The organism is Pseudomonas sp. LLC-1 (genome assembly GCF_002992185.1).
Lineage (GTDB): Bacteria > Pseudomonadota > Gammaproteobacteria > Pseudomonadales > Pseudomonadaceae > Aquipseudomonas > Aquipseudomonas monteilii.
Genome location: NZ_LUVY01000010.1, coordinates 106,419 through 122,075 on the forward strand (window position 1 = coordinate 106,419; position 15,657 = coordinate 122,075).

The 15,657-nt window shown below is 63.2% G+C and carries 14 protein-coding genes; 5 read left to right on the forward strand and 9 right to left on the reverse strand.

Annotation, left to right across the window (positions count from 1 at the left end; genetic code table 11):
• Positions 1-3: 3 nt before the first annotated feature.
• The 5 genes from leuS (at position 4) to A0O30_RS09100 (ending at position 6,083) form a co-directional block, all read left to right on the forward strand.
• Positions 4-2,610: a leucine--tRNA ligase gene (gene leuS, locus A0O30_RS09080; protein WP_105946264.1), complete on the forward strand. Its 2,607-nt coding sequence runs from the start codon at positions 4-6 to the stop codon at positions 2,608-2,610.
• Positions 2,611-2,671: 61 nt separating this feature from the next.
• Positions 2,672-3,277: an LPS assembly lipoprotein LptE gene (gene lptE / locus A0O30_RS09085; RefSeq protein ID WP_016712177.1), complete on the forward strand. Its 606-nt coding sequence runs from the start codon at positions 2,672-2,674 to the stop codon at positions 3,275-3,277.
• 39 nt (positions 3,278-3,316) lie between these two features.
• A complete protein-coding gene (gene holA, locus A0O30_RS09090) occupies positions 3,317-4,354 on the forward strand; it encodes a DNA polymerase III subunit delta (RefSeq protein WP_105946265.1) in 1,038 nt (345 codons plus the stop codon).
• Between the two features lie 187 nt (positions 4,355-4,541).
• On the forward strand, positions 4,542-4,706 hold the full coding sequence (arfA, locus tag A0O30_RS09095) for an alternative ribosome rescue factor ArfA (protein WP_003257578.1): 165 nt from the start codon (positions 4,542-4,544) through the stop codon (positions 4,704-4,706).
• Between the two features lie 60 nt (positions 4,707-4,766).
• A complete protein-coding gene (locus tag A0O30_RS09100) occupies positions 4,767-6,083 on the forward strand; it encodes a lytic murein transglycosylase (protein WP_105946266.1) in 1,317 nt (438 codons plus the stop codon).
• 33 nt (positions 6,084-6,116) lie between these two features.
• On the opposite strand, the gene A0O30_RS09105 is transcribed toward A0O30_RS09100, so the two are convergent.
• From A0O30_RS09105 to mrdA, 9 genes are all read right to left on the reverse strand, one after another.
• On the reverse strand, positions 6,117-7,055 hold the full coding sequence (locus A0O30_RS09105) for an LD-carboxypeptidase (protein WP_105946267.1): 939 nt from the start codon (positions 7,053-7,055) through the stop codon (positions 6,117-6,119).
• A gap of 86 nt (positions 7,056-7,141) precedes the next feature.
• Positions 7,142-8,158, reverse strand: coding sequence for a lipoyl synthase (gene lipA / locus A0O30_RS09110; protein WP_016712182.1), 1,017 nt, complete (start codon positions 8,156-8,158; stop codon positions 7,142-7,144).
• A gap of 2 nt (positions 8,159-8,160) precedes the next feature.
• A complete protein-coding gene (lipB, locus tag A0O30_RS09115) occupies positions 8,161-8,808 on the reverse strand; it encodes a lipoyl(octanoyl) transferase LipB (RefSeq protein ID WP_019098023.1) in 648 nt (215 codons plus the stop codon).
• Positions 8,808-9,083, reverse strand: a complete 276-nt coding sequence (locus A0O30_RS09120) for a DUF493 domain-containing protein (RefSeq protein WP_003249736.1) — start codon at positions 9,081-9,083, stop codon at positions 8,808-8,810. The genes lipB and A0O30_RS09120 overlap by 1 nt, the downstream gene beginning before the upstream one ends.
• A gap of 73 nt (positions 9,084-9,156) precedes the next feature.
• A complete protein-coding gene (locus tag A0O30_RS09125; RefSeq protein WP_105946268.1) occupies positions 9,157-10,317 on the reverse strand; it encodes a D-alanyl-D-alanine carboxypeptidase family protein in 1,161 nt (386 codons plus the stop codon).
• A gap of 272 nt (positions 10,318-10,589) precedes the next feature.
• Positions 10,590-11,591 (reverse strand): septal ring lytic transglycosylase RlpA family protein, encoded by a 1,002-nt coding sequence (locus A0O30_RS09130; RefSeq protein ID WP_105946269.1) that lies wholly within the window; start codon positions 11,589-11,591, stop codon positions 10,590-10,592.
• Complete coding sequence (gene mltB, locus A0O30_RS09135) at positions 11,591-12,601, reverse strand: lytic murein transglycosylase B (protein ID WP_105946305.1); 1,011 nt, start codon at positions 12,599-12,601, stop codon at positions 11,591-11,593. Before mltB ends, A0O30_RS09130 begins: the two co-directional genes overlap by 1 nt.
• Before the next feature lie 17 nt (positions 12,602-12,618).
• Positions 12,619-13,722 carry a rod shape-determining protein RodA gene (rodA, locus tag A0O30_RS09140; RefSeq protein ID WP_042131952.1) on the reverse strand — a complete coding sequence of 368 codons (1,104 nt, stop codon included), beginning with the start codon at positions 13,720-13,722 and terminating at the stop codon, positions 12,619-12,621.
• A gap of 38 nt (positions 13,723-13,760) precedes the next feature.
• Complete coding sequence (mrdA, locus tag A0O30_RS09145; RefSeq protein WP_016712188.1) at positions 13,761-15,650, reverse strand: penicillin-binding protein 2; 1,890 nt, start codon at positions 15,648-15,650, stop codon at positions 13,761-13,763.
• Positions 15,651-15,657 lie beyond the last annotated feature (7 nt).

The following is a 15,657-nucleotide window of genomic DNA, read 5'->3' on the forward strand; positions in this document are numbered from 1 at the left end:
GCCATGCACGAACAATACACGCCCCGTGATATCGAAGCCGCCGCCCAGAAGTTCTGGGACGAGCAACAATCGTTCGCTGTTACCGAACAGCCAGGCAAAGACACCTACTATTGCCTATCGATGTTCCCGTACCCGAGCGGCAAGCTACACATGGGCCACGTTCGCAACTACACCATCGGCGACGTGATTGCCCGTTACCAGCGCATGCTGGGCAAGAACGTCCTGCAGCCGATGGGCTGGGACGCATTCGGCATGCCCGCGGAAAACGCGGCGATGAAAAACAACGTCGCCCCGGCCAAGTGGACATACGAAAACATCGACTACATGAAGACCCAGCTCAAGAGCCTGGGCCTGGCCATCGACTGGGCACGTGAAGTCACCACCTGCAAACCCGACTACTACCGTTGGGAGCAGTGGCTGTTCACCCGCCTGTTCGAGAAAGGCATCATCTACCGCAAGAACGGTACCGTGAACTGGGACCCGGCAGACCAGACCGTACTGGCCAACGAGCAGGTCATCGACGGCCGTGGCTGGCGTTCGGGCGCGCTGATCGAAAAGCGCGAAATCCCGATGTACTACTTCCGCATCACCGACTACGCCGACGAACTGCTGGAAAGCCTCGACGAGCTGCCGGGCTGGCCTGAGCAGGTCAAGACCATGCAGCGCAACTGGATCGGCAAGTCGCGCGGCATGGAAGTACAGTTCCCGTACGACCAGGCCAGCATCGGCCACGAAGGCACCCTGAAGGTCTTCACCACCCGTCCCGACACGCTGATGGGCGCCACCTACGTCGCCGTCGCCGCCGAGCACCCGCTGGCCACCCAGGCGGCCCAGGGCAACCCGGCGCTGCAAGCGTTCATCGACGAGTGCAAGAGCGGCAGCGTTGCCGAGGCCGACATGGCCACCCAGGAGAAGAAAGGCATGGCCACTTCCCTGCTGGTAGAGCACCCGCTGACCGGCGAGAAGCTGCCGGTATGGGTCGCCAACTACGTGCTGATGCACTATGGCGATGGCGCCGTGATGGCCGTGCCGGCCCACGACGAGCGCGACTTCGAGTTCGCCCACAAGTACAACCTGCCGGTCAAGGCCGTGGTGCGCACCAGCGCGGGCGATGAAGTGGGCAGCGAGTGGCAGGCCGCCTATGGCGAGCACGGCCAGCTGATCAACTCCGCCGAGTTCGACGGCCTGGACTTCGCCGGCGCCTTCGACGCCATCGAAGCCGCCCTGATCCGCAAGGAACTGGGCAAGTCGCGCACCCAGTTCCGCCTGCGTGACTGGGGTATCAGCCGCCAGCGCTACTGGGGCTGCCCGATCCCGATCATCCACTGCCCGTCCTGCGGCGACGTGCCGGTGCCGGAAGACCAGCTGCCGGTCACCCTGCCCGAGAACGTGGTGCCGGATGGCGCCGGCTCGCCGCTGGCGCGCATGCCGGAATTCTACGAGTGCACCTGCCCGAAATGCGGCACTGCGGCCAAGCGCGAAACCGACACCATGGACACCTTCGTCGAGTCGTCCTGGTACTTCGCCCGCTACGCCTCGCCGAACTACGACAAGGGCCTGGTAGACCCGAAAGCCGCCAACCACTGGCTGCCGGTCGACCAGTACATCGGCGGTATCGAGCACGCGATCCTGCACCTGCTGTACGCGCGCTTCTTCCACAAGCTGATGCGTGACGAAGGCCTGGTTACCTCGAACGAGCCGTTCAAGAACCTGCTGACCCAGGGCATGGTCGTTGCCGAAACCTACTACCGTGTGGCCAGCAACGGCGGCAAGGACTGGTTCAACCCGGCCGATGTCGAGATCGAGCGCGATGCCAAGGCCAAGATCATTGGTGCTCGCCTGAAGACCGACGGCCTGCCGGTGGAAATCGGCGGTACCGAGAAGATGTCGAAGTCGAAGAACAACGGCGTCGACCCACAGTCGATGATCGAAGCCTACGGTGCCGACACCTGCCGCCTGTTCATGATGTTCGCCTCGCCGCCCGACATGAGCCTGGAATGGTCCGACTCCGGCGTCGAAGGTGCCAGCCGCTTCCTGCGCCGCGTCTGGCGCCTGGCTCAGGCTCACGTCAGCCAGGGCCTGCCGGGCAAGCTGGATGTCACCGCACTGGACGACGCGCAGAAGGTCATCCGCCGCGCCATCCACGCTGCCATCAAGCAGGCCAGCAACGACGTGGGCCAGTTCCACAAGTTCAACACCGCCATCGCCCAGGTGATGACCGTGATGAACGTGCTGGAAAAGGCCCCGCAGGCCAGCGAACAGGACCGTGCCCTGCTGCAGGAAGGCCTTGAGGCCGTCACCCTGTTGCTGGCACCGATCACCCCGCACATCTCCCACGAGCTGTGGCAGCAACTGGGCCACCAGCAGGCCGTGATCGACGCTGGCTGGCCAGCTGTCGACGAAGCAGCCCTGGTGCAGGACACCATCACCCTGGTGGTGCAGGTCAACGGCAAGCTGCGTGGCCAGGTCGAAATGCCGGCTGCTGCCAGCCGCGAAGAAGTCGAAGCCGCTGCCCGCAGCAACGAGAACGTCCTGCGCTTCATCGATGGCCTGACCATCCGCAAGGTCATCGTGGTACCGGGCAAGCTGGTCAACATCGTCGCCAACTGATGGCAGCGCCCGCTCGCAGTCACTGCGGGCGGGCGTAACAGGCCCACAAGGGAGCAACAACATGATCAAACGCAATTTGCTGGTAATCGGCCTGGCGGTCATGCTCAGCGCCTGCGGTTTCCAGCTGCGCGGCACCGGCTCTACCGAGCTGAGCGTGAAGGAAATGGATGTCAGCGCGCGCAACGCCTATGGACCGACCGTGGTCCAGCTGCGTGAAGTACTGGAGCGCAGCGGCGTCAACGTACATGCTGGCGCACCGTATCGCCTGGTACTGACCAACGAACAGGAGCGCGAGCGCGCGGCCACCTACAACAGTGGTAACCGTACCGCCGAGTACGAGCTGACCACGGTGTTGAACTACAGCATTCAGGGCCTGAACAACCTGGAGCTGATGAGCGACAAGCTGGAAGTACGCAAGATCTACCTGCGTGACGGCTCGAACATCACCGGTTCCGAGCAGGAAGCCAACCGCGCCCGTGAAGAAATGCGCCGCGATCTGGTCAACGCCATGGTCGTGCGCCTGCAGATGCTGAGCCCGTCCCAGCTGGACGAGCTGCAGCGCAAAGCCGACGAACGCGCCCAGGCCGAAGCCGCCGCGCTGGAAGCTGCCCGCCGTCAGCAGGCCGAAACGCCTCAGCAGTCGCCGCTGGAAGTACCGGGCAACTAAGCCCGTGTGGGGCACCTTCGGGTGCCCCGCCTGTTTCCCATGAAACTTGCCCCCGCCCAACTCAACAAACACCTGCAAGGTACCTTGGCACCGGTCTACGTGGTCAGCGGTGACGACCCGTTGCTATGCCAGGAAGCCGCAGACGCCATCCGTAATGCTGCGCGCCAGCAAGGTTTCGACGAGCGCCAGGTGTTCAGTGCCGACGCCAACTTCGACTGGGGCACCCTGCTCCAGGCTGGCGCCAGCCTGTCGCTGTTCGCGCAACGCCGCCTGCTGGAACTGCGCCTGCCTTCGGGCAAGCCCGGTGACAAGGGTGCCGCCGCACTGATGGAATACTGCGCCAACCCCGCCGAAGACACCTTGCTGCTGGTCAGCCTGCCCAAGCTCGACGGTAGTGCGCAAAAGACCAAGTGGGGCAAGGCGTTGATCGAAGGCGCGCATTGCCAGTTCATCCAGATCTGGCCGGTGGACGTGCATCAACTGCCGCAGTGGATCAACCAGCGCCTGCAACAGGCCGGCCTGACGGCACAGCGTGACGCTGTCGACCTGATTGCCGCGCGCGTGGAAGGCAACTTGCTGGCAGCCGCGCAGGAAATCGAAAAGCTCAAGCTGCTGGCCGACGGCAACCAGATCACCGTGGAAACCGTGCAAGCCGCTGTTGCTGATAGCGCCCGCTTCGATGTCTTCGGCCTGGTGGACGCCATTCTCAACGGCGAAGCTGCGCATGCCCTGCGCATGCTCGAAGGCTTGCGTGGCGAGGGTGTGGAGCCGCCAGTGATCCTCTGGGCCTTGGCCCGTGAGTTGCGCCAGCTGGCCGGGCTGGCCCAGCAGTTCAGCCAGGGCGTGCCGCTGGACAAAGCCTTCAGCCAGGCCCGGCCGCCGATCTGGGACAAACGCCGACCGCTGGTCAGCAAGGCCCTGCAGCGTTTGTCGGCGCAGCGCTGGTCGCAGTTGTTGCAGGATGCCCAGCGTATCGATGCGCAGATCAAAGGCCAGGCCGAGGGCTCGCCCTGGACGGGTCTGGCTCGGCTGTCGCTGCTGATGGCTGGCCAGCGCCTGGCGCTACCTCCGGAATAACTGGGGTCTCTGTGGGAGCGGGCGTGCCCGCGAATCAGGCGACGCGGTGGATGGCACCGGCTTCGCCGGTGTTCGCGGGCACGCCCGCTCCCACAGGACTGCGATCGACCATAAACACAATCAATTGGCCCCACCCCGCACCAACCCCTACAGTGCGCCCCGAAACCACCCATCGGGAACCTGCACCATGAGCAAAAAGCCGAAAAAGCACGGCCCCAACAAGGCCAAGTCCATCATTGCCCAACCGCTGTTCCGCTGCCGCCAGGAACAACCGAACAAGGGCAAAGGCAGCTACCGCCGCGAAGCCTTCCAATCGAGAGATTGGGAGGCTTCCTACTTTTTGGCTGCATGAAAGCATCGCAAGCGCAGGCATGGTATGGTCGTCACCTGACCTGCAATTCTGGATCTGTGCATGCTCTTCCGTCTTATCCCCCGTTGGGAAACCCGCCAGCTGATCGCGGCCTCCAGCTTCATCCTGCTTGTGGCCTGCGCGGAAAAACCCACCGCCGCCGACGCACTGCCGCTGGCCCCTGCGCAACCCGCTCCCGTGGTAACCGTGCCCGGCGCGACGCCTGACGTCAGCACTGAAATCCAGCCTCTGCAAACCTTCGCCCAGTGGCAGGCCGGCTTCCGCCAACAGGCCCTGCAAGCCGGGATTTCACCCAGCACCTTCGACCGCGCGTTCCTCGGCGTCACCCCTGACATGGACGTGATCAAGGCCGACCGCAGCCAGCCGGAGTTCACCCGCCCGGTGTGGGAATACCTCGAAGGCGCCCTGTCGCCCCTGCGCGTGCGCAACGGCAAGAAGCTGCTGGAGCAGAATGCCGAGTTGCTGACACGCATCGAACAACGCTATGGCGTGGACCGCCAGGTGCTGGTCGCGGTGTGGGGCATGGAAAGCAACTTCGGTCAGTTCCAGGGCAACAAGTCGGTGATCCGCTCGCTGGCCACCCTGGCCTACGAAGGCCGCCGCCCACAGTTCGCCCAGGACCAGCTGATCGCTGCGCTGCAGATCATCCAGCATGGTGATATCCAGCCTGAAGCCATGCGCGGCTCGTGGGCCGGCGCCATGGGCCAGACCCAGTTCATCCCGACCACCTACAACACCCATGCTGTGGACTTTGACGGCGATGGCCGCCGCGATATCTGGAACAGCACACCAGATGCCTTGGCTTCGACCGCGCACTACCTGCAGAGCTCGGGCTGGAAGCGTGGTCAGCCGTGGGGCTTCGAGGTACAGGTACCGGCTGGTTTCGATTTCTGGCAGGCCGATGGCGCACTGCGCAAACCGGTGAGCGAGTGGCTGGCGATGGGCGTGAAACTGCCGGCAGGCACGCAGTTGCCCGCCAACAGCAACCAACTGTCTGCCGCCCTGCTGTTGCCGGCTGGCGCACGCGGGCCGGCGTTCCTGGTGCTGGACAACTTCCGCGCCATCCTCAAGTACAACAACTCGTCGTCCTACGCGCTGGCGGTGAGCTTGCTGGGGGATCGCTTCAGCGGCTGGGGCTTCATTGCTGGCAGCTGGCCGAAGGAAGACCTGCCGCTGAGCCGCAGCGAGCGTATGGAATTGCAGAACCTGCTGAACAGCAACGGGCATGAGGCCGGGAATGCTGATGGCATTATCGGGGCCAATACCCGCAAGGCTATCCGCAATGCCCAGCAGGGGCTGGGGTGGCCGGCGGATGGGTATCCGACCCACAAGCTGCTTGAGAGCCTGCGTAGCCAGTGAGATTTTTGGGGCCGCTGCGCGGCCCCGGCAATCTCAAGCCTTGAACAGATCCTGCTCCAGCACCAGACTCTGCTGATTACTGTCCAGCCGCACCCGAGCCCCCATCGGCAAGCACACATTCGGGTCGCAATGCCCACTGCGCCACCCCGCCAGCACCGGTATCCCCAGAGGCGCAAAGGTTTCCTCCAGCAACGGTGCAAGCGCCGCCGTGGTAATCCCGGCAAAATCCCCAACCAGCACGCCCTTTACCCCTTCCAGCTTGCCCGCCAGACGCAACTGCGTCAGCAGCCGGTCCACCCGGTACAACGGCTCGTTGACGTCCTCGATAAACAAAATGCAGCCCTGGGTATCCAGCTCGGCCAGCGTCCCCATGGTCGCACCCAGCATCGACAGGTTGCCGCCCAGCAGCGGACCACTGGCCGCACCTGCCAATACACTGCTCAAGGCATAGTCCGTCGGGTGCACGATCTGCTCGCCTGCCCGCACATGCCCAGCCAGCTGTGCCAGCAACGACGACTCAGTTGGAGGCAACTTCGCCCCCAGAAGGTCGGCATTGAGCATCCCTCCATGGAAGGTGATCAGCCCGGCATGCCGATAGATGGCCGTGTGCAGCGCAGTGATGTCGCTGTAGCCGATCAACGGCTTGGGGTTGCGCCGAATCAGGTCAAAGTCGAGCCGATCAAGCAGGCGCATGCTGCCGTAACCACCGCGCATGCACAGGATGGCGTCGATGGCCGGATCGGCAAAGGCATCGTGCAAGTCTTGCAAACGCTGTTGGTCGGAGCCTGCCAGGTAGCCCTGGGCCTGGTGTACACCGGGGTACAGGCGGCAGCTGTAGCCACGGTCGGCAAACCACTGGCTGACCTTGTGCGTATCCAGCCGCGCCGCGCCTGCCGGGGCGACAATGGCAAAGCAGGCGTTGGCCGGCAACGCGGCTGGCAGGCTCGGTAGTAAGGTTTCGGCACAGTTCATTGCGGCTCCTTGCAGCGCTTGGTACACAAACAAAAATGCCGATGCCGCCCTTCGGCGTGCATCGGCATGCGTGCCTCAGACCAGGCTCAGAGCTTGATCTTGGCTTCGTGGGCCTGCTGGTCAGCGTGGTACGAAGAACGCACCAGCGGGCCGGAGGCGACGTTCTTGAAGCCCATCTTGTAACCTTCCTCGGCGAACCAGGCGAAGGTGTCCGGGTGCACGAAACGCTGCACCGGCAGGTGGCTGCGCGACGGCTGCAGGTACTGGCCGAGGGTGAGCATGTCGATGTCATGCTCGCGCATGCGGTGCATCACTTCGATCACTTCCTCGTCGGTCTCGCCCAGGCCGAGCATCAGGCCCGACTTGGTAGGTACATGCGGGACCATCTGCTTGAACTTCTGCAGCAGGTCCAGCGACCAGTCGTAGTCCGAGCCCGGACGCGCAGCCTTGTACAGGCGCGGTACGGTTTCCAGGTTGTGGTTGAACACATCTGGCGGCTCTTGCGCGGTGATTTCCAGCGCGACGTCCATACGGCCACGGTAGTCCGGTACCAGGGTTTCCAGCTGCACGCCCGGCGACAGCGCACGGATTTCGCGGATGCAGTCGGCGAAGTGCTGGGCACCACCGTCACGCAGGTCGTCGCGGTCCACCGAGGTGATCACCACGTACTTCAGGCGCAGGTCGGCAATGGCGACAGCCAGGTTTTTCGGCTCATCCAGGTCCAGCGGCTTCGGCCGGCCGTGGCCTACGTCACAGAACGGGCAACGACGGGTGCAGATGTCACCCATGATCATGAAGGTGGCGGTACCACCCGAGAAGCACTCGCCCAGGTTCGGGCAGGAAGCCTCTTCACACACGCTGTGCAGCTTGTGCTTGCGCAGCAGTTGCTTGATGCGGTCTACCTCGGGCGATACCGGAATACGCACGCGAATCCAGTCAGGCTTTTTCGGCAACTCTTCGGTGGGGATGATCTTCACCGGGATGCGCGCCACCTTTTCGGCGCCACGCAGTTTTACCCCAGCTTCCACCTTCTTCGGCGCTGGGCGCGGGGTGACATCCTGGGTGGGTATCAGGTTCGGCACGGCTTCTTGCACAGTTGTCATATTCAGTCGATTCCGCCCGTGAGGGTCGTCTGCTCAGCGTAGTCGAGGTGCTTGACCAGCTGTCCGCGCAGCCTTGTCCTGACCTCGTCGAGTTCGATCGGACCTGCCAGGTCGCGCAGCTGGGTCATCGCCAGCCCCGCATAGCCGCAGGGGTTGATTCGGCGGAATGGCGCAAGGTCCATGTCCACGTTCAGGGCAAGGCCGTGGAACGAACGGCCGTTGCGAATTCGCAGGCCGAGGGAGGCGATTTTCGCTCCATCGACATAGACGCCCGGGGCGTCGGGCTTGGCAGAAGCCTGCACGTCGTAACTGGCAAGCAGGTCGACCAGCGTCTGCTCGATACGGCTGACCAGTTCGCGCACGCCAAAGCCCAGCCGGCGCACATCCAGCAGCAGGTAGGCCACCAACTGCCCGGGGCCATGGTAGGTCACCTGGCCGCCGCGGTCGGTCTGCACCACCGGGATATCGCCCGGCACCAGCAGGTGCTCGGCCTTGCCAGCCTGGCCCTGGGTGAAGACCGCGGGATGCTCGACCAGCCAGATTTCATCCTGGCTGTCCGGGGTGCGCTGCTCGGTGAAGCGACGCATGGCCTCCAGCACCGGTTCGTAGGGCTGCAGGCCAAGCTCGCGAAAACCGAGGCAGGCGGACATCAAAGCACCATTTTCACGATGCCGGTAGCGCGCAGGGCGCTGTTGATATCGTGCAGCTGGTTCTCGCTTTCGGCAACGATGTGCAATTGCACGGTGGTGTACTTACCTTCCTTGCTCTGGCGCTCGGCCAGGGTGGAAAGGTCGACCTTGGCGTGCTTGCTGAGGATTTCGATCACGGTGTCCTTGAAGCCGACAACGGTATCGCCGATTACCTTGATCGGGTAATCGTCGCAAGGGAATTCGATTTTATGCGACTTGACGTCTGGTTCGCTCATGGCGGAAACGGCCTCGTAAGCCGTGGCAACAACAACGCCCCCGCGAGATACGCGGGGGCATGCAGGTCACGTATCAGTTGAACAACCCGTAGAAGAATAGACGGATGCTATCCCACATACGGCGGAAGAAACCACCTTCCTCGACGCCATCGAGGGCGATCAGGTCGGCACTGTGAACCACTTTCTCGTCCAGTTTGACTTCCACTTTGCCGATCACGTCACCTTTGGCGATGGGTGCGGTGAGCTGCGGGTTCATGGTCATCGAAGCCTGCAGGCGCTTCAATTGGCCTTTAGGCATAGTCATGGTCAGGTCGTCGGCCAGGCCAGCCTTGATCTGGCCGGTGGCGCCCTTCCAGACCGGTGCCTGGGTCAGCTCGGTGCCCTTCTGGTAGAAGGTCTGGGTTTCGAAGAAGCGGAAGCCATAGGTCAGCAGCTTCTGGGTTTCGGCAGCACGCGATTGCTCGCTGTTGGTACCGAACACCACGGCAATCAGGCGCTGGCCGTCGCGAACGGCCGAAGCCACCATGCAGTAGCCGGCTTCGTCAGTGTGGCCGGTTTTCAGGCCATCGACGGTCTTGTCACGCCACAGCAGCAGGTTGCGGTTCGGCTGCTTGATGTTGTTCCAGAAGAATTCCTTCTGCGAATAGATGGCGTAGTGGGCCGGGTCGACGGTGATGATCGCACGGGCCAGGGTGGCCATGTCGTGCGCCGACGAATAGTGGTCCGGGTTCGGCAGGCCGGTCGGGTTCATGAAGTGGCTGTTGGTCATGCCCAGGTCGGCAGCCGTCTTGTTCATCATGTCGGCGAAGGCATCTTCGCTGCCGGCGATGTGCTCGGACAGGGCGACCGAAGCGTCGTTGCCGGACTGGATGATGATGCCGTGCAGCAGGTCGCTGACGGTCACCTGGCTGCCCACCTTGATGAACATGCGCGAACCGCCAGTACGCCAGGCGTTTTCGCTGACGGTGACCGGGTCGTTTTCACCGATCTGGCCACGGCGGATGTCCAGGGTGGCGATGTAGGCGGTCATCAGCTTGGTCAGGCTGGCCGGCGGCAGGCGCTCGTCACCGTTGTTCTCGACCAGCACGTTGCCGCTGGACGCGTCCATGAGTACGTAGGACTTGGCTGCCAGTTGCGGTGGTGCCGGCGTCATCTGCTCCGCCGCGAAGGCGGCAGGCGTGATCATCAGCAGTACAGGCAGGCAAAGTCGTTTGGCAAGGTTGGTGATGTTCATCCGTCTCTCGAAAATCGCTAATGGTCTGAGATGTTCCCTGGGCAAGATCGTGTGCCCAGCGCCAGTCAGTCTAGTTTTGTGGCCGTCGGCCTGGCCCACGAACGTGCGGCTTTATGTCGCTGCGGGCAAAAGCCGTCATTGTACATGGGCGCGCCCGGCAATTCATGACAAAACCGACAGTTTGGTGTTGCCTTCTTCGCGGGCGCGCCCGCTCCCACAGGGTTTCGCATAGCCCTGTGGGAGCGGGCGAGCCCGCGAAGAAAGCGACGCGGTCAGTCAGCTGTGACCAGCTTGGCCTGCCCCAAGTTCGCCAGGCGGATGCTGTCTTGTGCCTGCTGGATCTCGCCCTGGCTGCCAATCGGCCCCAGGCGCACGCGGTGCAGGGTTTGCTGGTTGCGCACGATCGAGCTGATGAACACCGGCGCACTGACCATGGTGCTGAGCTTGGAGCGCAGCAGCTCGGCGGCGTCCGGGTTGGCAAAGGCGCCTACCTGCAAGAAGCTGCCGCCATTGCCCGCCGGCACATTGTTGCCCCCCACCTGCACCGGCACCACCGGCGCCGCGTGCTGCTGCGGCGGTGGGGTCCATTGCTCGACACGCCCGGTGTTGGCCGGGATCGCCTGGGTCTGGGCTACCTGCGGTTCTTTCAGCACCATCGGCGGTGTCTGGCCACGCTGGGCCCACCACTGCTGCGGGTCGATGCCCTCGACGCGCACATGCGCGGTGCCGATCTCGGCGTAACCGAGCTTTTTCGCCGCCGCATAGGACAGGTCGATGATACGGTCGGAATAGAACGGGCCACGGTCGTTCACCCGCAGGATCACGCTGCGACCGTTGGCCAGGTTGGTCACCCGCACATAGGCCGGCAGCGGCAGCGTCTTGTGCGCCGCGCTCATGCCGTACAGGTCATACAGCTCACCGTTGGCGGTGTTCTGCCCGTGGAACTTGGTGCCATACCACGATGCGGTGCCCTCGGCGCGGTAGTTGCGCGAGTCCTGCATCGGGTAGTAGGTCTTGCCCAGCACCGTGTACGGGTTGGCCTTGTAGTTGCCGGTGTGCACGGTCGGCGTGGCATCGGGGATCTTGTTCACATCCACGTCCCACCACGGTGCGCCGTCCTTGTGTGCCCGGTTGATGTCCAGGCCTGGCTGGCTGCGCACGACGTTGCCACTGCTTTGCTGGGCCGGGCGATTGGAGGAGCAACTGGCCAGCACCACGCCAACGGCGAGGCAGGTGAGCAGCTTGAAAGAATTGGCAGAGATGATTGCGCGCATTACTTGACGCCCCGTACTTGAACCAGCTGTTCCGCAAGCTGATGCACCGCCATGGCATACATCACGCTGCGGTTGTAACGCGTGATCGCGTAGAAGTTCTTCAGGCCCACCCAGTACTCGGGGCCATTGTCACCTTCAAGGCGGAAAGCGGTAACCGGCAGATCATCGCGCAGCGAATCATGAACCGACCAGCCGAGCGTGCGCAACTCCCCGACGGTTTTCACAGGCTCGATGCCTGTGGTCAGGCCTTCGTCGGCGCGTGTGCCATCCACCCAGGCGCGGCTGACCACGCCCCCACCGGCCACCCAGCCATGGCGCTTGAAGTAGCTGGCGACGCTGCCGATGGCATCGTCCGGGTTGTTCCAGATGTTGATGTGGCCGTCGCCGTCGAAGTCCACCGCAAAGTTACGGAAGCTGCTCGGCATGAACTGCGGCAGGCCCATGGCGCCGGCGTAGGAGCCTTTGAGCGTGAGCGGGTCGAGCTGTTCATCGCGAGCCAGCAACAGGAACTCGCGCAGTTCCTTGCGGAAGAATTCAGCCCGAGGCGGGTAGTCGAAGCCCAGGGTCGACAGGGCATCGATCACCCGGTAGTTGCCAGTATTGCGGCCGAAGAACGTTTCCACACCGATGATGGCGACGATGTACTGTGCCGGCACGCCGTATTCCTGCTCGGCGCGGGCCAATACCGCCTCGTGCTGGCGCCAGAAGTCCACACCACGGGCGATGCGCGCGTCGGTGAGGAACATCGGCCGGTAGTCCTTCCACGGCTTGACCCGTTCGGCCGGGCGCGAAATAGCGTCGAGGATCGACTGCTTTCGCTGCACGTCAGCGAACACGCCCATCAGCTGCTCAGGGGCAAAGCCATAGTCGCGGCTCATTTCGCCGACAAACCGGGCCACCTGCGGCGAGCCTTGGTAATCGCCGGCATGGGCCAGCTGTACAGCGCCGAACAGGCCCACCGCGCCGATCCACGGCGCACAACGGGCAGCCCAGTTACGCACTGCTTGCATGAAGTTCTTCACCTTATTCAAACCTGTGCGATCCATTTGCGGTGCGTGTGGATCGACATCAGAACGCCAAACGCTGACAGCAGCGTCACCAACGATGTTCCGCCATAGCTGATAAACGGCAGCGGCACGCCCACCACGGGGAGAAGGCCGCTGACCATTCCGATATTGACGAACACGTACACAAAAAAGGTCATGGTCAGGCTGCCCGCGAGCAGCTTGCCGAACAGGGTCTGCGCCTGGGCTGTGATCATCAGGCCACGGCCGATCAGCAACAGATAGACAATCAGCAACAGGCAGATGCCGACCAGGCCGAATTCCTCGCCCAGCACGGCGATGATGAAGTCGGTGTGGCTTTCGGGCAAAAAGTCCAGGTGCGACTGGGTACCGAGCAGCCAGCCCTTGCCAAATACCCCGCCCGAGCCGATTGCGGCCTTGGACTGGATGATGTTCCAGCCCGTGCCCAACGGGTCGCTTTCCGGGTCGAGGAAGGTCAGTACGCGCTGCTTCTGGTAGTCGTGCATCACGAAGAACCACATCGCCACCGCCACCGGCACTGCCGCTGCCAGCACGCTGAGGATCCAGCGCCAGCGCAGGCCACCCATGAACAGCACGAAGGCACCGGAGGCAAGGATGAGCAGCGCCGTGCCCAGGTCGGGCTGGCGTACGATCAATATGAACGGCACGCCAATCAGCACAAGGCTGATGGCCACGTGCTTCAAATGCGGTGGCAAGGTGCGCTTGGACAGGTACCAGGCGATGGTCGCCGGCATGATGATTTTCATGAATTCCGAGGGCTGGAAGCGGATCACCCCGGGGATGTTGATCCAGCGCGTGGCGCCCATGGCGTTGTGGCCCATCACGTCCACCACCACCAGCAACAGCACACCGGTCAGGTAGGCCAGCGGCACCCAACGGGCCATGAAGCGTGGCTCGAGCTGGGCGATGACGAACATCGACACCAGGCCGATGCCGAACGAGGTGGCCTGCTTGAGCAGCAAATCCCAGTTCTTGCCACTGGCCGAATACAGTACGAACAGGCTGCCGGCCGCGAGGGTGAGCAGAATGACCAGCAAGGGGCCGTCGACATGAATGCGCTGCAGAAAGCTGGCGCGCCGACGCATCACATCCTCGCTGGAGAGCATGCGATCGAAATTGTTCATCACAGGGCCGATTCCTGGGTCACGGTGGCAGGCGCGAACTCGGGCTTGAGCCGGCCGTTTTCGTCGAGCAGCCAGGCGTCCATGATCTGGCGTACCACGGGGGCAGCAACACCAGAGCCGGACTCACCGTTCTCGACCATCACCGAGACCACGATTTTCGGGTCATCGGCCGGGGCAAAGGCGACAAACAGGGCGTGGTCGCGGTGGCGCTCCTGGAGCTTGTTGCGGTCGTACTTCTCACCCTGCTTGATCGCCACTACCTGGGCGGTACCGCTCTTGCCGGCAATGCGGTACTGGGCGCCAGCAGCTGCCTTGCGTGCGGTACCACGGGCGTTGTGCATCACCTGCTCCATGCCGTGGGTGACCTTGGCCCAGTCGGACTTGTCACGCAGCACGATGTTGTCCATGGGGTTTTCGTCCACCGGCGGCTGGCCTTCGATGGTCTTGGCCAGGTGCGGGCGGTTCCACACGCCCTTGTTGGCGATCAATGCCGTGGCCTGGGCCAGTTGCAGTGGTGTGGCCTGCATGTAGCCCTGGCCGATGCCGAGAATCAGGGTCTCACCCGGGAACCAGGCCTGGCGGCGCGTGGCACGCTTCCATTCACGCGATGGCATCAACCCGGCGGACTCCTCGAACATGTCGAGGGAAACCCGCTGGCCGATACCAAACTTGTTCATGTAGCTGGACAGCCGATCGATGCCCATCTTGTGCGCAAGGTCATAGAAGTAGGTGTCGTTGGACCGCATGATCGCGGTGTCCAGATCGACCCAGCCGTCGCCGGAGCGGTTCCAGTTACGGTATTTGTGGTCATAGTTGGGCAACTGGTAGTAGCCCGGGTCGAACACCCGGCTGCTGGCGTTGACCACCCCACTGTCCAGGCCGGCAATCGCCACGGCCGGCTTGATGGTCGAACCCGGCGGGTACAGGCCTCGCAGCACGCGGTTGAACAGCGGCCGGTCTATCGAGTCGCGCAGTTCGGCATAGGCCTTGAAGCTGATGCCCGTCACGAACAGGTTGGGGTCGAAACTTGGCTGGCTGACCATCGCCAGCACCTCGCCAGTACGCGGGTCGAGCGCCACCACTGCGCCACGCCGCCCGCCCAGCGCGGCTTCGGCGGCTTCCTGCAGCTTGATGTCCAGGCTCAGTACGATGTCTTTGCCAGGTTTCGGGTCGGTGCGTTTGAGCACTCGCAGCACACGGCCACGGGCGTTGGTCTCGACTTCCTCGTAGCCGACCTGGCCGTGCAAGGCGTCTTCGTAGAAGCGCTCGATGCCGGTCTTGCCGATATGGTGGGTGCCGCTGTAGTTCACCGGGTCGAGGGTTTTCAGCTCTTTCTCGTTGATGCGCCCCACATAACCCACCGAATGGGCGAAATGCGCACCCTGCGGATAATGCCGCACCAGCTGGGCAACCACTTCCACACCAGGCAGGCGGAACTGGTTTACCGCCACCCGGGCGATCTGCTCTTCATTCAGCTCGAACAGGATCGGCACGGGCTCGAAAGGCCTACGGCCCTGACGCATGCGCTTCTCGAACAACGCGCGGTCGTCGGCAGTCAGCTCCAGCACTTCGACGATGGTATCCAGCACTTCTTGCCAGTTACCCGCACGTTCGCGGGTCATCGACAGGCTGAAGCTGGGCCGGTTGTCGGCAACGATCACCCCGTTGCGGTCGAAAATCAGCCCGCGAGTCGGCGGAATCGGCTGCACATGCACCCGGTTGTTCTCCGACAGCGTCGAGTGGTAGTCGTACTGGATGATCTGCAGGTAATACAGCCGCGCGATCAGCACACAAATAAGCAGCATGATCGCCACCGCGCCGACCACGACGCGGTTGCGCACCAGGCGGGCGTCTTTCTCGTGGTCCTTGAGACGGATCGGCTGCGACATCGGACTG